Source organism: Asticcacaulis endophyticus (assembly GCF_014652575.1).
Lineage (GTDB): Bacteria > Pseudomonadota > Alphaproteobacteria > Caulobacterales > Caulobacteraceae > Asticcacaulis > Asticcacaulis endophyticus.
The window spans coordinates 185,886-205,181 of record NZ_BMZB01000002.1 but is presented as its reverse complement, the minus strand read 5'-3'; the positions used below and the strand labels follow the sequence as shown (position 1 = coordinate 205,181).

Below are 19,296 nucleotides of genomic sequence, written 5' to 3'. Positions count from 1 at the left end.
AGGGTTAAAAAAGTTGCGCATCAGCATAGCGGAAATAATTCGCCCCCTGCGTCTAGGTTTCAGAAGTTCGCGAGCCTTTCAACAAGCGAACTGAAAAAGAGGAAAACCTAGGATGAGACATTCGAGAAAGTCGCTGCTCCTTGTCGGAGCGGCCACTCTGGGACTGGTGTTTGCTACCGGTGCCTATGCCCAAGCCAAAACCTTCAACGTCCCGGCCGAAGACGCGGTCAAGACCATTCCGGAATTTGCCCGTCAAGCCGGCGTACAGATCATCGCCCCCGCCGGTCGCCTGAAAGGCATCCAGACCCGCGCCGTGTCCGGCAATCTGGAACCCCGCGCAGCGCTTAATCAACTGATCGCCAATACCGGCCTCGAAGTCGCCTCAGACAATGGCAAGGTGATATCCCTGCGGGCGCGGGACGCCGCAAGCGTCACCACCGCCGCCACACCCGCCCTGGCCCAAAGCGCAGGCGATACCGCCGAAGAACCGGAGGCCGAGCCTCAGACCGTTGTGGTTACCGGCTCACGTCTGGCCAACCGCGGCTTTAAGGCCCCAACCCCGGTCACGGTCGTCGATGCCGAAGAGGTCAAGCTGACCGGCACCCAGAACATTGAAACCCTGCTCAATTCCACGCCGCAGTTCATCGGCTCACAAAATAACGGCCCGACCGCCAATACGGTGCCGGGCGGTACGGCCACGCTCAATATGCGCGGGTTTGGCGCTCAGCGTAATCTGGTGCTGGTCAATGGCCGCCGCTTTGCGATTTCCGGCACCGATCAGGTCACCGACATCAACACCATCCCCGCCGCCCTGATTAAGCGCACCGAAGTCGTCACTGGCGGCTCTTCGGCGGTTTATGGCTCGGACGCCATCACCGGCGTCGTCAACTTCATAATGCGCGACGATTTTGAAGGCGTTGAAATCAGCGCCCAGACGCGCTGGGATCAGCCAACCAATACCCCGACCAACACGGTTGACCTGACCTTAGGCGGCAATTTCGCTGATGATAAAGGCAATGCGGTCGTGTCGCTCAACTACCTCAACCGTGGCTCGATCACACGCGGTGAACGCGGTGACTTTGCGTTCTTTTCGCTGTCGGATGGTTGTGTCACTGCCGATAGCTGGAGCGACAGTCAGGCCGGTACACCGCTTAGCGTGCCCGGCGGCCAGACCTGCCTGAGCGCGGGTGGCCGACCCGGCCTGATCGCCGGTGGTTCCGGTGATATCCCCAATGGCCGCTTCTTTGGCATCCCGACCTATGGTTCGGCCCAGTCCAATGCCGGTCTTGATGCGGCCCTTTTGGCTGCGGGCTTACAAAGCGCCACCTCACGCGGCTTTACCTTTGGCGACACCGGTACCCAAGCCCGCGCCGCCGTCTCCCCGCAGGATGATTTCAACCTCGGTCCCGCCAACTACCTGATCATTCCGCAGCGCCGCTGGATGGTCAACAGCTTCATCGACTATGAGTTCAACGAGAAAGTCACCGGCTATATCGAGGCCCACTTCTCGAACAACGTCGTCAATATGCAGCTGGCGCCGACCAATGTGAACGGCAACTTCCTGATCAACGCCAACAATCCTTACCTGTCGACGCAGATGCAGGAAGTGGTGCGCCAGCTTGACCTGCGTGAAACCGGCACGACCAATATCACGCAAGGGACAGCCAGCTTTTCGACCACACCGGGCGATGGTCTGGCTGTGCTTGGGATCGGGCGGCGTCTGGCTGAGGTCGGCAATCGCTTCAACTCATCCGAGCGCAACGTGTTCCGCACGGCGTTTGGTCTGCGCGGCGATCTGGGCAGCGTGTCTGAGGGTTTCTTACGAAACCTCAGCTATGATGCCTATTATTCCTACGCCCGCACTCAGAACACCGACAGCCAGCGCGGCAGCGCCTCACGCAGCCGTTTTGCTCAGGCCCTTCTGTCCGTCGGCGGTGCCGCCCCCGTGCTGAACCCGTTCGGCCCGAATATCACGCCCACCGCCGCCGCCGCGATTGCGGTCAATTCGACCAACGTCCAGATCGCCGAACAGCAGGTGATTGCCGCTAATATCGCTGGCGAAGCCTTTGACCTACCCGCCGGGCCGGTCGATTTCAACGCCGGTTTTGAATGGCGCTATAACTACGCCAAATATACCCCGGATACCTTCCTGTCCTCAGGCGATGTGTCCGGCTTCAATGCCGCCAAACCCACGTCGGGCAGCACGATTGTGCGTGAAATCTACGGCGAAGTGCGCGCCCCCATTCTGGCGGATGTGCCCTTTGCCAAACGCCTGAACGTCAACGGCGCCTTCCGTTATTCGGATTACACCCTCGAAGGGGTTGGCGGTGTATGGACATATTCGGTCGGGGCCGAATGGCAACCGATTGATGATGTCGCGTTCAGAAGCCAATTCCAGCACGCCATCCGCGCGCCGAACGTGGGTGAACTGTACGGCGGTCAGTCGCTGAATTTCGCTTCCGCCACCGATCCGTGCTCCAGCCGCGCGCCTGTGGCCCAGCAAACTCAGGCCGTGCGCGATGTTTGTGTTGCCACCGGCGTGCCGGTCTCGGCCGTGTTCGGCACCGGCGTTCAGCCCAACACCATCATCGGCAATACGGTCGGCGGTAGCCCGCTGGTCGGGGAAGAAGAGTCCGATACCTATACTTTCGGCCTGATCTTCACACCGCGGGCCGTGCCCGGTCTGGCGGTCAGCGTCGACTGGTTCAGCATCGAGCTTGAGGGGGCCATAGCACCTCTGGGTGGCGGTCTGCAAAACACGCTGGATCTGTGTTACCGCATCATCGGTGACGCTTCGAGCGAGTTCTGTCAGGGCATTACCCGCAACTCGGTCACCGGCGAAATCACCGGCCCGAACTATGTGGCGACCACTAATGCCAATACCGGCGGGCTTAAAACCTCCGGTATCGACCTCAACGGCCGCTATGGCTTTGGTATCGACTGGGGCCTGTTCGACGGCGGCAGCCGGATTGAGCTAAGCGCCAACTGGACCTACACCGAAGAATTCACCGGCACCCCGCTTCAGGCCCTGCCCAACCTGACCAACGAATGTGTCGGCGCCTATGGCCCGACCTGTGGCCAGCCGATCCCGGAATGGAAAGGCGTGTCGCGCGTCACCTGGCGCAACGGCCCGCTGACCTTAAGTTTGCGTGACCGCTACATCGGTGAGGTTACGCGCGATAACTACCTGTTACCGCTCCGTTCCGGCGGCACCCCGCCGGCACTCAACACCATCACCAATCCGGTGCTGGACGCGCAGCATTATCTTGACCTGTCGTTCGCCTATAAGCTGCCGAAAAACATTGAAGTCTACGGCGGCATCAACAACCTGAGCGATGAGAGCCCGCCGGTGACCGGCAGCGCTCAGGCCAATGCCAATACCTGGACGGCGACCTATGATGTCGAAGGCCGGGTCTATTACCTCGGGATGAATTTGCGCTTTTAATCCCGATAAGCGGAAGGTGGGATACCCCTTTACTCCCTGTGCTCGCCTTCCGCGTCTTACTTTTGAAAACACCCACCCGCCAGAGCCGGGTCCTCCCGCGGTTCTGCGTAAACTCATACATCCGGCGGGCGGTGCCTGCCGGATTTTTTTCATTTGGTTTAACGGCCGATCTTGCGGGATAGTGACAGCATAAAAATAAGAGGAAACCCCAATGACACAAGTTTCAAGACGCCGCTTTGGTGCCGGTGCGGCCGCTATGGCGGGGGCGCTTTCCCTGCCCGGTTTAAGCCATGCCGCCGCCTGTGCCATGCCCGACTGGGCGTTAAAACTGCGCGCGGATCTTGAACAGATGGCGACCGACCTGACGGCGCGACTGAAGCCGTGGTCGGGGCCGGATCTGGTCGCTACCCCCGAAGATCATGGCTACACCACAGGGCTGGCCACACAGGCCATTCAGGCCGCGATTGATGATGTGGCACGGCGCGGCGGCGGCACGGTCAGGCTGTCTAAGGGCGATTATGTGTCCGGCACGATCGACCTGAAATCCAATATCCGGTTTGAAGTGGCCAAGGGTGCACGCCTGCTGGGCAGCCTCGACCTCAACAACTATCCTGAGCGGATCGCCAAACGGCTGACCGTGCAGGACACCAATATGGGCATGCATCAGTCGCTGATCTTTGGTGAGGGCCTGACCAATATCTCGATCTGCGGCCACGGCGAAATCGACGGACGGGGCTCAAAAGAAAACTTTCCGGGGCTGGAGACCATTCACGGCACGCCGGGACGGCCGTTTGTCATCCGCATCATCGACTGCCAGCGCATCCATATCCGCGACATTGCCTTAAAAGATTCGCCGTGCTGGATGCAGAACTACCTCAACTGCGACGACCTGCTGATCGAGCATATCAAGGTCGAAAATCAGGTCAATTTCAACAATGACGGCCTTGATATCGACGGCTGCCGGCATGTCATCGTGCGCCATTGCTATATAAGCTCTGGCGACGACGCCATGTGCTTTAAGGGTGCGGCCCAAAGCCCCGGTGAGAACATTCTGGTCGAGCACTGCACGTTCTTTACGTCCTGCAACGCGGTAAAACTGGGTACGGATAGCCAAAGCCTATTCCGCAATGTCTTTGTGCGGCATTGCCTTATCGGCGGGGTGTCTGAGGACATGCGCCGCGTCAAGGTGGTGGGCGCGGACTCCGGCGTGGCCTGGAAGATGGTCGATGGCGGCACGGCCGAGAACCTGCTGATCAGTGATGTCAAAATCATCCGCGCCCGCAGCCCGATCTTCATGCGGTTGGAAAAACGCGGGCGGGTCAAGCCGGGCGATCCTCCGGCCCCGATCGGGACTTTGCGGCGCGTGCTGTTTGAACGTATCATCGGCGAAGATAACGGCCCGCGCGGGTCGTACTTTATCGGCATCCCCGAAAAGAGCATCGAAGATGTCGTCATCCGCGATTTTAAGGTCACCCAGAACCCCAGCACCAAACCGGTACTGGCTGAGACGGCGATTGGCGAAATGTACGGGCAATACCCTGACCCGCATATGATCGACGGTATCGGTGATGCGCCGGCCTACGGGCTGTGGGCGCGCCATATCAAGGGCCTGACCCTGATCGACTATAAGGTCACGCCGACCGGAACCGACCCACGCCCTGAATATGTCCTCAAAACTAATGTCAGCGGAGTGTGCCTGTGAACCGCATGGTCCCCGCCCTGATCGCCGCGCTAATCACGCTTCCGCTGCTCACAGGCTGTGCGACCGTCACACCTGAAACGGCGACCTATGCCAATCCCGTCCTCTATGCCGACTATTCCGATCCGGACGTGATCCGCGTGGGCGAAGATTATTATCATGTCTCGTCCAGCTTTCACCTGTCGCCAGGGATACCGGTGCTCAAATCGCTCGACCTGATCAACTGGACGATCATCGGCCATGTGCTGCCGAAATTACCTTTCGCGCCCGAATACGACATGCCGGGGCCGTTTGAGATCGACGACACCAAGTCAAAGCCGGTCACCGGTACCCGTTACGCCAGCGGGGTGTGGGCGCCGTCGATCCGTCATCATAACGGCCTGTTCTACGTCTATTGGGCGACACCTGATGAGGGTGTGTTTATGTCAACCGCCGCCACGCCTGAAGGCCCGTGGTCTGAGCCTGTGCATGTCATTAAGCAAGCCCGCCTTGAGGACCCCTGCCCGATCTGGGATGATGACGGTCAGGCCTATCTGGTTCACGGTCGCGTCGGGGCCGGGCCGCTCATTTTACGAAAAATGGCCCCCGATGGCCTGAGCGCGCTGGATGACGGGGTGGTAATCGCCGAAGATAAGGTCAATCTGCCGGTCTTAGAAGGCCCGAAATTCATCAAACGTAACGGCTTTTACTACATCTTCGCGCCCATTGGCGGCGTCGACAAAGGCCCGCAGGCGGTAGGCCGCGCCAAGGATATCTACGGCCCCTACGAATGGCGGGTCGTTCTGGAACCCGGCACGACCGCGGTGCAAGGCCCTCATCAGGGCGGCTATGTTGAAACGCCGTCCGGCGAAGGCTGGTTCCTGCATTTTAATTCGACCGGCGCGTTCGGGCGGATAAACCATCTGCAACCCGTGCGCTGGGTCGATGACTGGCCGGTCATGGGGGAGCCGATTGCGGGCAAGGTCTCAGGTCAGCCGGTCATGACCTATCCACGGCCAGATACCGGCGTGCTGGGGCGTGATAAGATGCAGGCGTCCGATGAATTTAGTTCGACCACACTCGGCCTGCAATGGCAATGGAACCACAATCCCGACAACACCCGCTGGTCGTTGAGCGAGCGGCCCGGATACCTGCGCCTTAAGGCCGGTCAGGCCGATCATCTGACGACCTCGCGCAATACCCTGACCCAGATGCTGACCGGGCCGTTTATGCGCTCGACCGCACGGCTGGATATCTCCGGCATGACGGACGGTCAGCGGGCGGGGCTTACCCTGTTTGGCGTTAAGCCGGTGTGGATCGGCGCGGTGCGTGAGAATGGCATCAACCGGATCACCTTTACCTCCGCCGGGATCGAGACCACAGGCCCGGTATTGACCGGCGACACAGTGATGTTACGCGCTGAGGTTGGTGAAGATCAGGTGGCGCACCTTGCCTACAGCCTCGATGGCAAGGCGTTTACAGCTTTGGGCAAACCCACGGCCTTGGCCAAATTCTCATGGTGGAAAGGCTCACGACCGGGGGTATTCACCTTCAACAAAGATAGCGCGAGCGGCCATGTCGATATCGACTCGTTCCGCGTTGACCATGAGGTGGCCAAATGAGACGGCGCACCTTTATTACGACCAGCACCGCCGCCCTGATGGCGGCCCCAGCAATCGCGCAATCCGCCTCGCAACCTGAATATACGACGACTAATGCCGCATGGCAGGCGGCCTATGATAAGGCCTTGTCGATCCTTGTTAAAAACACGCAAGTTATGCCGCGCTATTCCAAGCCGGTGCTGATCGAAGGTTCGGTCTATCAGGGCATCTGGATGGAATGCGGCCCGCATGAAGCGCTGGTCTACCGCAAATTTCGGCCTGATGTCGCCCGCAACAGCCATATGTGTTTCTTTGAGTTGCAACGCGCCGACGGACAATTGCCGTGTAACAATAAGGTGACCGAAACTGGCTTTGGCCAGATCCAGATGGTCGTGCCGATTGCCGCCACCGCGTTGGAACTGGCGCGCGCGACCGGCGATCAGGAATTGCTGGAGACCGCCTATCGCGGCGCATCGATGTGGGACGGCTGGCTTTTAAAGTACCGCAACACCCGCGGCACGGGCTTAACTGAGGGCTTTTGCACCTACGATACCGGCCACGACAACAGCCCCAGATGGCAGGGCATCCCGCCGCAATGCCCCAACAAAGACGCCAAATACTACCCCGAAGGCTTTAAACTGCCACGCCTCTGTCCCGACCTGTCGGCCACCACATACGGCGCACGCAAGGCCCTGTCGGAGATGGCGCGCGCCTTGGGTAAAACATCAGAGGCCGATATGTGGGCAGAGCGCGCCGCCACGATCCGTGACCTGATCCTGAAACGGCTATATGTCGCCGAAGACGCCGCCTTTTATGACGAAGACGCAGGCCGCCAGTTCATCCGCATCCGCAGCGACATTTTAAGCCGTGTGTGCGGGGAGCACGTCCCGGATCAGGCCCTGTTTGATGGTCTGTGGACGCGGCAAATCCATAATCCTGCGGCATTCTGGGCGCCCTATCCCCTGCCCTCGATCGCGCTCGATGACCCCTCCTTTGTGCGCCCCATCACAGCCAATACCTGGGGCGGCCCGTCGCAGGCGCTGACCGCCCTGCGTGCCCCGCGCTGGTTCGGGCATTATGGCCGGTCGGCTGAGTTCACCGTCATGATGGAGCGCTGGTGCGAGGGACTGATCACCGACATGACCTTCCGTCAGCAGATGAACCCGCTAACCGCCGAATTTACCCGCGACGGCGATGAGCCGGACTATTCACCGGCAGCACTTGTAATGATGGACTACACCTGGCGGCTGGCAGGCGTGGTCGAAGAGGTTGACCGGCTGGAATGGAATATCCGCCCCAACCATGCGGCGTCAAAAGGGGCGCAGTTCCGCCTGCCGACCGATGCCAAATCGACCGCCGAGGTGCGCTACAGCGGACGCGGGGCCGACCTTACCCTTGGTGGCAAAAAACTTGGTCGAATTGAAGGGTTGGCGCGGCTAATTACCGATAAATCCGGTGCGCCCACGGCCCTGCTGGGGGTTTCGGAGGCCCCGCAAAAGGTCACTTTGCGCCTGACGGGCCGACCTGCCCGTAACGTGATGATCAAAGCCAACGAGAGGATATCGCTATGAACCGGCGTGAGGTTTTAGCGGGCCTAACAGCGACGGCGGTGGCCATCCCCGCCCAAGCCCAAACACCGTCTCTGGGTGATATCGCCGCCACCAAGGGCATCCGGTTCGGCTCGGCGGCGGGGATCATTAAGGGCGGTCTGCACGACCCACAGGTGGCTGAAATCCTTAAGCGTGACTGCCGGATCATCGTCGCTAAAAACGAGATGAAAATGTACACCATCCGCAATACCCCGGCGGAGGTTTATGACTTTTCACTGGGCGATGAGATGCTGGCTTTTTGTGAAAAGCACAAACTGCCCCTGCGTGGCCACACCCTGTTCTGGGCCAAGGATGAATTTACGCCCAAATGGCTGCTGACCCACGATTTTGGGACAAACCCCAAACGGGCCGCCGAAAAACTGCTGCGGGACTATATCGCCAAGGTCACCACGCACTATGGTGATCGGCTGACCTCATGGGACGTCATTAACGAAGCCATTGATGAGAAAACCGGCGATATCCGCGCCAATGTTTTCACCCGCATACTGGGCGAAGATACTCTACGGATTTGCTTTGAGGCGGCGCGCGAACATCTGCCGAAAATGGAGCTGGTGTATAACGATTACATGAGCTGGCGCGTCAAGGACGGCCTGCACCGCAAAGGCGCGATCCGTCTGCTGCGCTGGTTCCGAGATCACAACATCCCGGTCGATGCTCTGGGGATTCAAGGCCATCTCGGCACCGATCAGGGCGCAGGCTGGGACGCCACCGCCGACGATAATGCCCCGCAATATGCCGAATGGACAGCGTTTTTGGAGGAGGCGGCCGGTCTGGGTTACGGCCTGATGGTCACCGAATTTGATGTCAATGACCGCCGGGTTTTGGGTGACATCAATAAACGCGATCAGGTCGTGGCTCAAACGGCCAAAGACTATCTCGATCTCACCTTGTCCAATACGGCGGTTAAGGACGTGCTGTGCTGGGGGATGGACGATAAATATAGCTGGCTGCAAACCACCACGCCGCGTGAGGACCGCCTGCCCCTGCGGCCAACACCTTACGATGATCAGTTCCGCAAAAAACCGCTGTGGGATGCGATGAGCCGTTCATTTCAAAGCGCGCCGGATCGAACCTAAACCTACAGGCGGTAAACTTACGGAGGGGGCGTGCGCCTTATGCCCGAAGGCCGCCGGAAACCTGCCAAATCAAATCAAACCCTTACTCTGATACAATTGTTCCAGCACCGCCAGCGGCACCGATCCGGCCAGTAAACCGGTATCGTGAAAGGTCTTGATGTCAAACGCTCCGCCCTGTTTGCGCTTCTGAGCCTCACGGATCTTCAGCCAGGTGATCTTGCCGACCATGTAGCTGCACGCCTGCCCCGGCCAAACGGCGTAACGCTCAATCTCGGTGGCGCCGCGGGTCTGCGGCCAGCCCAGAGTTTCGACAAAATAGGCGATGGCTTTCTCGCGGCTCCAGCGCTTATGGTGCATGCCGCTGTCGACGACCATGCGCACAGCGCGGAAAAGACTGCCTTGCAGTTGGCCCACATGGCCGAACGGATCGTCGGCATACATGCCCATCTCAACCGCCAACTGTTCGGCATAGAGCGCCCACCCTTCGATATAGGCCGAAAAGCCCGCGGCCTTGCGGATGAGCGGTATAGCATCGCTCTCACCGCTCAGGGCCAGTTGCAGATGATGGCCCGGAATGGCTTCGTGATAGGTCAGCGACGTCAGGGTGAACTTCGCCACTTCGGCGGCGTTGCGCAGGTTGATCCAGTAGATGCCGGGACGCGATCCGTCCAGAGTCGGTGAGTTATAGTACCCGCGCGGCGCGCCGTCCTGAATGGCCTTGGGCACACGGCGGATTTCGACCGGTGCCTGGGGCAGTTGCCCGAAATATGGCGGCAGTCTGGGGCGGATCGCTTCGACCTTGGCGTTCAGGTCTGCGATCAACTGAACCTTGGCCTCATCCGTATCGGCGTAAAGCTGGTCGGGACGCGCACCCAGCGCCTTCAGCCGTGCACCGACCGAGCCTTGCGTCAGGCCGTTGGCCTTAAAGATTGCATCGATCTGGGCTGAGATTTCTTGCACCAGCGCCAAACCTTGACCGTGAATCTCCTCCCCTGTCATGTCAGTTGTCGTCGCGTCCTTCAACGACACGGCATAGTATTCGTCGCCCTTTGGCAGACGCCAGACACCCGCCTCGTGCGACGCCGCAGGCCGAACGCTTTCCAGAAAGGTGATCTGGCGGGCCATTGCTGGCTGGATCTTCTGCTCATAGATCGCTGTCGCCTGAGCGGCATAGTTGCCGGCTATGCCCTTATCGTGGGCGCGGCCGGCCACCGACTGCACCAGAACCGATTGGGCGGCGGGCGTGGCGGCCAGCCCCTTGAGCATACCCAATGCCTTATCGATGGCGAAGTCAGGCGGCGTGACGCCCAGACCCGCGTCATGGCGCGCGATCTCAAGCTCACCGTCCATCACCCCGGCCAGTTGGTCCAGACGGGCGATGTAGGCGTCCGCGTCGGCCTTGTCCGCGATCACGTGCTGAGAATCGAGAAAGTCCGGGGTTTGCTGATAGGAACCGGTCAACTGGCTGATGACATAGGGCTCCCCCGACGAGGCAGCCCCATAATTGAATTGGCGATCCCCCTCAGCCGCGGTTGCCAGCGTGAACGCGACCGTGTCGTAGTTGACAACGTCCATCCCGCTCAGGGCCGTGCGGTTGATGGCGCGTAGCTCGCTCAGGAAACCGACCGTGGTAGCGCGGTCTGCCTCCAGCGCCTTCAGCGACACCTCCGACAGCCGGCGTTTGCTCCCCGCCAGAGCCCCCTTGTCCAATCCCAGAGAGGTCGCCTCTTCAGGAAAGCGCTGCAACCGATGCTGCATGATCCGGTCGAATAGGGCGTTCATGGCGCCTACAGTGTCGTTCACTGTCGCTGCGGCATTTGCCCTGAGCGGCAGGCTAGACGCGCCCGCTACGGCGGCGGCGGAAATAAGCAACTGACGGCGATCGAACATGTGTATGGCCCCGCAAATGGTATCCCTCATTCGTTGCCACAGGCATTACCCCTGTCAAGTTGTGAATGATACTAAGCCACGTCGGCCTATTGCGAGACCTTAGCCAGTGTCCCCGCCAAACGGGCGGCATAGAGGGCAGCCCCAAGACTGGGCGACATGACCGGTGTCACCAGACTATAGCGCGGATAAAGGGCCGAAAGATAGCGTTTCAGCGGCTCAAGGATCAGGCCCTCACCGCGGAACACCCCGCCGGAATAGGAGAGCGGCACCTCTTCTTCGCCCGTAAAACCTAAGCTTACCCGGATGGCGTCGATGATCAGCGCCAGTTCATAGCCGGCCCGGTCGAAAATGCGCTTAGCCTCGGTGTCCCCTTGGACACACGCGCGGGCGACCAGTTTGGACAGGGCCGCGATCTTGTCCCGCGACGGGCCGTGGCCTTCGCGGCCGAACACATAGCCACACACATCGAGGTCATGTTTCAGGTCAAGCTCAGTCATGAAAATTTCATAGAGCGGCCCCTTGGGCAGACGGCCATCGCCCATGCGCGAAAAGACGTTTAGGCCCTGAATGGCGATCCAGTGGGCCGAGCCTTCGTCGGAAAAGACCTCGCCCCAACCGCCACCGCGCGCCGCAATGCCTTGGCGTTCGCCATAGCCGATCGAGCCGGTACCCGCGACGATATTGATGCCGTCACGCCCCCCCAGAGACCCGGCCCAGCCGCAGATCATATCGTTGCCGCAGGCATAGCGATGGTGACCTAAAACGGCTTCGGGGATTACATCCAGAAAGGTCTGGGCTGAGGAGTCCTCGCCATAAGCCGGCAGGCCAAAGAAGGCATAGTCGATATCGGCGGTCGTCGCGCCCACCTTTTTTAGAACCGCAGACACGCCTTCGGCCAGCAGATGATGCAGACCTTCAAAGCCGATCTGGATGTAGTAGCTGGGGCCGCCCTGATGAGTCGCCAGAACCGTGCCCGCCTGATCGGTCAGGACAAATTCGGTCTTGGTGCCGCCGCCATCGACGCCGAGAAAATAGGATGCGGCCACGCTCTACCCCAGTTCATGAATGCGCACGCCCTGCACCACCCGGTTGACCGTGCCGGAGGTGTTGGGCTTATCCGGCGTCAGATTATGACGCAGGGCCTCAAAGAACGCAAAAATCTGCGGGGCGGCAATATAAGGGAACAACAAATCGACATCGTCGGCCCCTTCAAGCCCTTTCAGGCGCACCTGATCGGCAGCGTCAAGGCTGACCCCGCCCTGTGCGGTTATGGCAATGACGCGGGCGGCGTCGTTATCCCGGCGCAACTCATCCAGCAGGTCGGTATCATAGCCGCGGGTATAGGCATTGTTGGAGAAAAATACGACGACCAAAGTCTTGTTGTTGACAATGGTTTTCGGCCCGTGCCGGAAGCCGAGCGGTGAATCGAACATGGTCACCAGTCCGCCATTGGTCAGTTCCAGCAGCTTGAGACCCGCTTCGCGCGCCAGTCCCTGAAAAATATGGCTGCCCAGATAGACGATCCGCTCATAGCCTTCGGACGCGACCGATTTCATCATGGCGGTATAGTCGGCAATAACAGCCTCCGTGGCGCTCGCAATAGCGTCTACCCGGCCATTCATCGCCTCAATGCCCGACAGGCTGGCCAGAGCCGCATAGGTCATGCAACTGAAACTCGACGTCATGGCAAAACTGCGGTCGTGGGTCTCTTCGGGCAACTGAATGGTCAGGCCCTTAGTGCCCTGCCCGTAGCCGGCTAACGCGCCGTCCGCATTGCAGGTAATAACCAGATGGTGCAGATCCTTGACGAAGCGGTCAGCCAACTCAACCGCCGCCACGCTTTCGGGGCTGTTGCCGGATCGGCCAAACGACACCAAAAGTGTCGGCGTATCGGGGCCAAAATAAAGCTGCGGTGCGCACGATAGATCAGTGGTCGGAATCGCCTCTACGCGCACCTTTAGCTTTGCGGCCAGATAGGGTGCCAGACACTCGCCGATAAAGGCCGAAGTCCCCGCACCGGTCAGTATAACCCGCACGCCGGGCTTAGACAGGATCGGCGCTAAAAATGCTTCAATCTGAGCCTTATGGGCCATCAGAATGGTTTGGGTCTTACGCAGCATGTGCGGCTGCTGGACGATTTCACGCGCCGTCCACAGGCCGCCTAAGCGTTCCAGTTCGGCCTCACTAATCCCCAGTCGGGTAATATTCTCAGGCATCAATCAACTCCGGAACCGGGGTACAGGCCGCATAATATCCGTCAAGGGCCGCACCAATATGCGCCATGACCAGATTAGCGGGGGTAAAACTCAAACCATCATTACGGATCGCCGCATAGGCTTCCGGCAAATACTGACTGATCAGCGCCAAAGGCGGCGGATTACGGGTCAGATTAGCAAACATCACTTCCTGCGCCGCGCTGATTTTGGCATCGGGCCAGTAATAGCGAATGCGGTCCGACAAACTATACTGCAAGTCGAACTGAAGTTCAGTCCCCGTCGCATGATAATATTTCGCCCAGTTGCCGGGTTCGGCCTTCATGCGCTCAATCGTCACCTGACGGAAATGCGACTCGGCATCCTCACCGATCCATTCGCGTTCAATGGCATCCAGCGCCCAGAAGGCTTCGCGTAGCGCAAAGGTCACGCCGGGACCGACTTTCAGGATCGCGAAATGATCCTCAACCAGTGCCTTCAGCGCTTTAGCGGTCTGATAATCGGTGGAGTGAGCCTCAAACACCATGGTCGGCACGGCCTCGATGGCGCGGCTAAGCTTGACGGCCTTGGGGCGATCATAGTCGATGACCTTATGGTGATCGAACTCGACACCGGGCTGCACCACGGCGGCCACAACCCGCGGCCAGGCGGCGCTGATACCGGTTTCCTCAAAGATCGCTCGGTGGGTCTCAATCGTGGCCAAGGCAGCGTCAGGTGTGGTGACCTCAAGCTCTGGCAGGTCTTCGGAGGCCCCACCCGGCACCGGCACTTCGGTGCCAATGACATAGACGCACGGCTCACCGCCGACGCGGGCTTGGGTCGCCTCAGCAATGGCGATCAGGCGCGCGGCCCGGTGGGCAATTGTGTCTTCGGGCAAAGGCATTGGGTCGTCAGCGCACGACATAGAGCAGTCAGCGTGGATTTTACGAAAACCGGCCGCGACATATTGCTCAATCAGCACTTCGGCCTTGGTCATGGCTTCATCGGCGGTCAGTTTCGTCCACGGGTTTGGACCCAGATGGTCGCCGCCCAGCAGGATGCGCGAGCGCTCAAGCCCCGCCCGCTCGGCAATGGCAAAGACGAAATCACGAAAGGCGTCCGGTGTCATGCCGGTATAACCGCCGTCCTGATTGACCTGATTGCAAGTCGCTTCGATCAGAACCACATCGCTTTTGGTTTTCAGCGCGTGCCGAAAGGTCGCCTCGATCACCAGCGGGTGGGCCGAACAGACCGAATATATGCCGTAAGGGGCACCCGCCTTATGGCGCGCCACCAGATCCAGCATGGCTTTCATGGAAAGCTCCCTTATGCCTCTTGATTACGGACTCACCCTAACGCAGAACCCGGAACAACGCAACGAAAACAATGAAAACGAAACATAATAAATTTCGATTTTGTATGATAAATGGCAATATAAACCAGATGGTTACGATTTCATCTAAATAAACGAAACAATACGAAACAAAAAAAGCGACCCATCCCGAAAGACAGGCCACCTGAGTCATCCAGGGCAGGATGCGCTACACCAAGGCCAAAAGCGCCGAGGCTATGAACGCCAGAATAAGGCCGATGATCTTAAGCTGCCCCGGAATAACGCCGGCCACCGCCAGAGAAATGACAGCAGTCACCAGCGGCCCGCCCGCATTGGTGAGCGGTGACACCACGATCGCCTTGCCGTAACGAAACGCAAACACCAGACAGAGCGCACCTATGGCGTTCAGAAGCTGAATCCCTGCCGCCAGATAAGGCCCGTCAAAGCCCCAGTTGATCGGCTTACTGAAATCCGTCATGCCAATCGCCACCGGGATCAGCATCAGCCCCGTCAGCATCATGTAAAAAAAGATGCTCTCAGCACTCATGCGGTTATTGGCCAGCTTCATGAAATAAGCTTGCACGCCCCAGCACGCCATGATGATCAGGGCCAGCGGGAACCAGCTTCCGCCCTGCAGCGAGGCAAAGCCCTGCTCCGGCGAAAAATCAAACATCGGCAGGGCAATCAGGGCCAATGCCACCCCCAGCCAGCCGACCCAGGTCGTGCGTTCTTTCAGGAACGCCAGCGACATCAGTATGGTCACCAGTGGCGATAAGGATATGACCGGAAAGATCAGATAGGCCGGGCCGGTCGTGACCGCGTAAAACAGCACCATCTGGCCGCCTGCCCCCAACAGGCCGATAATCAGGCCATACAGGATAGAGCGCGGATCACGGTCCAGCGCCCAACCGGTGCGCGCCATGACGAAGACTGCTGGCAGAATCATGGTCAGGGCCCAGACACAATAGGTCAGGGTTTCGGGGAAGCCGCGCTGGGCGGAGATACCGGCAAATGCGCCCCATACGCCCCACAGGACAACGGTGGCGACCGCAAACCAAAGCCAGCGTTTTGAGGCGGGCTTTCCCGGTGAGATTACAGCGTCAGTCATACTTTCGCTCCCGCCGGAATGGCTTCGATCAGCAGGGATTGCTGAAAGGCGACCTCAATCCGGTTGGTAGACGCCGTCACCGTGCCCAAGGCTTTGTCATTGACATAATCATGGACCCGGTACGTCCCCTTGCCCAAACCACGCAACTCAACCGGCCCGCGCCAAGTGTCAGCATAGAAGGCGTAATAGAGCTTACCGTCTTTTTCAACGGCGTGGGCTTCGGGTTTATCAAAGCCGGTGTCATATAGCTCGCCGCGGTACTGCCCCTTGGGCAACATGCGGGCGTTATAGATGTCGATCCACTTGCGCCACTCGGTCTCGCGCTCAGCCGTCAGCCGGAAGTTGGCGTCCTTGCCGCGGCCCTCATGCGGCCAGGTGAACTTGGTCGAAATCACTGCCCCGATACCGACCGATGAGGCGAAATCGCGCCCCTTGTCGCTCAATTCGACGTGATCGCCGGCATAGGCGGCATCCGCCCCCATCAGGGCCTTGAGCGACTTACCCTTCAGGCGCACCTGCCACGAGGTCAGCGGATCGGACGCCGGCACCTGATTGGTATAGGGCAGATTGTGGAAAGCGTAGGACGTGCCGCACGGGCAGAACTCGACCACGGCGTTGGGATTGGCGGCGATGGCCGTATCAAACACCATCTTCCAGAAGTCCTGCGTTTGCTCAACCGACTCGTTCGGGTGCTTATGGTTATGGGCCGGGTTATGGCAGGGAGCGACGCCGTTCATGTGCTGCCCGTCCAGCTTAAGGCCCTCATAGCCCCAGTCGGCAATGATCTTATGGACCAGCTTTTGGGTATAGTCGCGCGTCGGGCCATAGGCCGGACACAGGTAAAAGGCATTCCACCAGGTCACGTTCTGCACCGCGCCATTGGCGTCCAGCAACAGCATGTCGGTGTGGTCACGCAACAGGTCTGTGCCCGGATCGACCGCCAGCGGGGCGATCCATAGTTTGGGCTTCAGGCCCGCCGCCCGGATCGATTTGACCAGAGCGCGCATGTCGTCATCGCTGCGCGGGAACTTCTTGGCGTCGATGTACCAGTCGCCCTCTGAGGTTTGCCAGCCGTCGTCTATGACCGCCCATTTAAGCCCCATATCCTTGACCTTGGCCAGCGTGCCCTCGATCTCCGCAATGGTGAAATTGCGGTCATAACCCCACGCGCACCATATAGCCTCATAGCAACCCTCGGTCGGCTTGGGTGCTGCCAGCCCGCGATCAGCCATGACCTTACGGTAGGTATCGAGGGTGGCGTAATAGTCGCGGCGGTGCACGGTCACAAACCCGTCCAGCGTCGTGAAGCTGTCGCCTGGCATAAGGATCTGAGCGTCGGCGCTATCGAGCGCAATGGCTGCACCGGCTGAGGTCGCCAGCAAAGGCAGAGAGATCAGCTTGGGCGTCAATTCGATATGGCCGACCGCAATGCCGGCATCCGGGCGCCAGACATCGACCACCGGCGTGCCGGAACCATAGTCTGACGCATTCATGCCCATGAAATTCGGCTGATTGAACTCAAGCCCGACCGGCTGCACCCAGTCGCGGCGATCGGCATGGGACGAGCCCGACCATGACCAGAAGCCTGTCCCGGTCGGTTTCAGGGTATGGCCACCCAGCCGCCAGCCCGCGATCTCAAGGGGCGCCTCCGTGCGGTTGCGATAGGTGGCGCTAATCAGCGCAAAACCGGGATAGCGATCATAGAAAGTAATATTGAGTGTTTTTTCCACACCTTCGGCCGATGCGCCGGAGATGGTGTGTTTAACGCCCTTACCGTGGACATCGCGAACGGCGGCCTGAGATTTGCCGGTAAAGCTGAAGCTGTCGATGGTTTTGGTGGCGGGTACCTTGGGGTCAGTACTGACATTCAGGGTGACGGTTTCAGACGGCGCAAAATCGCTCAACGCCACCGCCTGCCCGTTCAGGCGCGACACGATCCGGCCAAACAGGCGCTGATCAAATTCCAGCGTCATCACCTTATCACCGGCGCTGGCCGCCACCATGTCCGCCCCAAAGGCCAGACCGGCATGGCCCAGACCTGACGCCACAATTGTACCCGTCATCAGCTTAAGCAAGCTGCGCCTTTGGATATGTGCGTGTGGAATCATCTGGTCACCTTCCCTGCAAAGTGGTCAAAATATCAGCCGTCACAAAGCTGTGGATTTTTAGTCTTGCATAAATCATTTTAAGAAGGCAAACAAAAAGACAGAATAACGAAACTTTATATTTCGTTTTGTTTGCTTTTGAACAAGGATCGGTTGTTATGGTGTCTCAAACCCGTGTATCTTCGACCCTGCTGGGCCTCACCTTAAGCACCATGATCGCCGGCTGTGCGATTGCTGGTCCCACCTATACGGTGGCGGATTTTGCCAAGGTGCGCAAATTCGACGCCCACGTCCATGTTAATGTCACCGACCCGGCCTTTGTCGAGCAGGCCAAGGCCGACAATTTCGAGATATTGTCGATCAATGTCGATTACCCGGCTTTTCCGTCCATCGCCTCCCAGGCCGAAGCGTCCCATAAGTTCCACACTGCCGACCCGAAGCATTTTCACTATGCGGCCACCTTTACCATGAAGGGCTTTACCGAGCCCGGCTGGGCCGACACCACCAAGGCCTATCTTGATTCTGAGTTCAAGCAGGGCGCTCTGGCGGTCAAGGTCTGGAAAAACATCGGCATGGTCGAGCGTGATGTGGACGGCAAGCTGATCTTTATCGACGATAAGCGCTTTGACCCCGTCCTGAACCATCTGGAGGCCAGGCATATCCCGCTGATTGCCCATCAGGGAGAACCGCGCAACTGCTGGCTGCCGCTGGAGGAAATGACCACCAATAACGACCGGGAATATTTCAAAAACCATCCCGAATACCACATGTATCTGCACCCTGAGATGCCGCGCTATGAAGAACTGATGGCCGCGCGCGACCGGATGGTAAAGGCCCACCCGAAACTCAGCGTATTAGGCGCCCACGTGGCCAGCCTGGAGTGGAGCGTCGATGAAGCCGCCAAATTCCTGGACGCCCATCCCAATGCCAATATTGAGTTGGCCGCCCGCATGACCCAGATCCAGTACCAATCAGTTCGCGACTACGACAAGGTGCGCGATTTCTTTATCAAATATCAGGATCGCATCCTGTACGGCACCGACCTGACCTATAACCCCGGCGATGATGCCGAAGCCTTTAAGGCCACCGCCCACGACTACTGGCTGTCGAACTGGACATATCTGGCGACCGGTGAAACCCAGACTGTCGCTGACATCAGCGCTGACGCCAAGGGACTGGCCCTGCCCAAATCCGTCATCGACAAGATCTTTTACAGCAATGCGCGCCGCGTCTTTCTGAGCGCGAAATCTAACTAAAA

12 protein-coding genes are annotated in these 19,296 nt (G+C 59.2%); 6 read left to right on the top strand and 6 right to left on the bottom strand.

Annotated elements, in window-relative coordinates:
• Nucleotides 1-112: 112 nt before the first annotated feature.
• The 5 genes from IE102_RS09375 (at nucleotide 113) to IE102_RS09355 (ending at nucleotide 9,410) form a co-directional block, all read left to right on the top strand.
• A complete protein-coding gene (locus IE102_RS09375; protein WP_189486243.1) occupies nucleotides 113-3,445 on the top strand; it encodes a TonB-dependent receptor in 3,333 nt (1,110 codons plus the stop codon).
• 211 nt (nucleotides 3,446-3,656) lie between these two features.
• On the top strand, nucleotides 3,657-5,147 hold the full coding sequence (locus IE102_RS09370; RefSeq protein ID WP_189486242.1) for a glycoside hydrolase family 28 protein: 1,491 nt from the start codon (nucleotides 3,657-3,659) through the stop codon (nucleotides 5,145-5,147).
• A gap of 5 nt (nucleotides 5,148-5,152) precedes the next feature.
• The gene (locus tag IE102_RS09365; RefSeq protein WP_189486543.1) at nucleotides 5,153-6,745 is read left to right on the top strand and encodes a glycoside hydrolase family 43 protein; all 1,593 of its coding nucleotides are present in this window, start codon (nucleotides 5,153-5,155) and stop codon (nucleotides 6,743-6,745) included.
• Nucleotides 6,742-8,295 (top strand): MGH1-like glycoside hydrolase domain-containing protein, encoded by a 1,554-nt coding sequence (locus tag IE102_RS09360; protein WP_189486241.1) that lies wholly within the window; start codon nucleotides 6,742-6,744, stop codon nucleotides 8,293-8,295. Before IE102_RS09365 ends, IE102_RS09360 begins: the two co-directional genes overlap by 4 nt.
• Nucleotides 8,292-9,410 carry an endo-1,4-beta-xylanase gene (locus tag IE102_RS09355; RefSeq protein ID WP_189486240.1) on the top strand — a complete coding sequence of 373 codons (1,119 nt, stop codon included), beginning with the start codon at nucleotides 8,292-8,294 and terminating at the stop codon, nucleotides 9,408-9,410. Before IE102_RS09360 ends, IE102_RS09355 begins: the two co-directional genes overlap by 4 nt.
• Before the next feature lie 69 nt (nucleotides 9,411-9,479).
• On the opposite strand, the gene IE102_RS09350 is transcribed toward IE102_RS09355, so the two are convergent.
• The 6 genes from IE102_RS09350 to IE102_RS09325 form a co-directional block, all read right to left on the bottom strand.
• On the bottom strand, nucleotides 9,480-11,300 hold the full coding sequence (locus IE102_RS09350; RefSeq protein ID WP_189486239.1) for a DUF885 domain-containing protein: 1,821 nt from the start codon (nucleotides 11,298-11,300) through the stop codon (nucleotides 9,480-9,482).
• Between the two features lie 86 nt (nucleotides 11,301-11,386).
• Nucleotides 11,387-12,346 (bottom strand): N-acetylglucosamine kinase, encoded by a 960-nt coding sequence (locus IE102_RS09345; protein ID WP_189486238.1) that lies wholly within the window; start codon nucleotides 12,344-12,346, stop codon nucleotides 11,387-11,389.
• Nucleotides 12,347-12,349: 3 nt separating this feature from the next.
• Nucleotides 12,350-13,516 carry an SIS domain-containing protein gene (locus IE102_RS09340; RefSeq protein WP_189486237.1) on the bottom strand — a complete coding sequence of 389 codons (1,167 nt, stop codon included), beginning with the start codon at nucleotides 13,514-13,516 and terminating at the stop codon, nucleotides 12,350-12,352.
• Nucleotides 13,509-14,807 carry a D-tagatose-bisphosphate aldolase, class II, non-catalytic subunit gene (locus IE102_RS09335; protein ID WP_189486236.1) on the bottom strand — a complete coding sequence of 433 codons (1,299 nt, stop codon included), beginning with the start codon at nucleotides 14,805-14,807 and terminating at the stop codon, nucleotides 13,509-13,511. Before IE102_RS09335 ends, IE102_RS09340 begins: the two co-directional genes overlap by 8 nt.
• 226 nt (nucleotides 14,808-15,033) lie before the next feature.
• Nucleotides 15,034-15,933: an EamA family transporter gene (locus IE102_RS09330; RefSeq protein ID WP_189486235.1), complete on the bottom strand. Its 900-nt coding sequence runs from the start codon at nucleotides 15,931-15,933 to the stop codon at nucleotides 15,034-15,036.
• On the bottom strand, nucleotides 15,930-18,041 hold the full coding sequence (locus IE102_RS09325) for a glycoside hydrolase family 36 protein (protein WP_189486234.1): 2,112 nt from the start codon (nucleotides 18,039-18,041) through the stop codon (nucleotides 15,930-15,932). Before IE102_RS09325 ends, IE102_RS09330 begins: the two co-directional genes overlap by 4 nt.
• A 155-nt stretch (nucleotides 18,042-18,196) precedes the next feature.
• Here IE102_RS09325 and IE102_RS09320 point away from each other — a divergent pair, with 155 nt between their 5' ends.
• Entirely contained in the window at nucleotides 18,197-19,294 is a 1,098-nt protein-coding gene (locus IE102_RS09320) for an amidohydrolase family protein (protein WP_189486233.1), read from the top strand.
• Nucleotides 19,295-19,296 lie beyond the last annotated feature (2 nt).

What these genes read in the sequence shown, in the direction of transcription:
- IE102_RS09335 (WP_189486236.1), bottom strand. Translation starts at nt 14,807, where the DNA reads ATGAAAGCCATGCTGGATCTGGTGGCGCGCCATAAGGCGGGTGCCCCT.
- IE102_RS09325 (WP_189486234.1), bottom strand. Translation starts at nt 18,041, where the DNA reads ATGATTCCACACGCACATATCCAAAGGCGCAGCTTGCTTAAGCTGATG.
- IE102_RS09355 (WP_189486240.1), top strand. Translation starts at nt 8,292, where the DNA reads ATGAACCGGCGTGAGGTTTTAGCGGGCCTAACAGCGACGGCGGTGGCC.
- IE102_RS09360 (WP_189486241.1), top strand. Translation starts at nt 6,742, where the DNA reads ATGAGACGGCGCACCTTTATTACGACCAGCACCGCCGCCCTGATGGCG.
- IE102_RS09330 (WP_189486235.1), bottom strand. Translation starts at nt 15,933, where the DNA reads ATGACTGACGCTGTAATCTCACCGGGAAAGCCCGCCTCAAAACGCTGG.
- IE102_RS09375 (WP_189486243.1), top strand. Translation starts at nt 113, where the DNA reads ATGAGACATTCGAGAAAGTCGCTGCTCCTTGTCGGAGCGGCCACTCTG.
- IE102_RS09320 (WP_189486233.1), top strand. Translation starts at nt 18,197, where the DNA reads ATGGTGTCTCAAACCCGTGTATCTTCGACCCTGCTGGGCCTCACCTTA.
- IE102_RS09350 (WP_189486239.1), bottom strand. Translation starts at nt 11,300, where the DNA reads ATGTTCGATCGCCGTCAGTTGCTTATTTCCGCCGCCGCCGTAGCGGGC.
- IE102_RS09370 (WP_189486242.1), top strand. Translation starts at nt 3,657, where the DNA reads ATGACACAAGTTTCAAGACGCCGCTTTGGTGCCGGTGCGGCCGCTATG.
- IE102_RS09365 (WP_189486543.1), top strand. Translation starts at nt 5,153, where the DNA reads ATGGTCCCCGCCCTGATCGCCGCGCTAATCACGCTTCCGCTGCTCACA.
- IE102_RS09340 (WP_189486237.1), bottom strand. Translation starts at nt 13,516, where the DNA reads ATGCCTGAGAATATTACCCGACTGGGGATTAGTGAGGCCGAACTGGAA.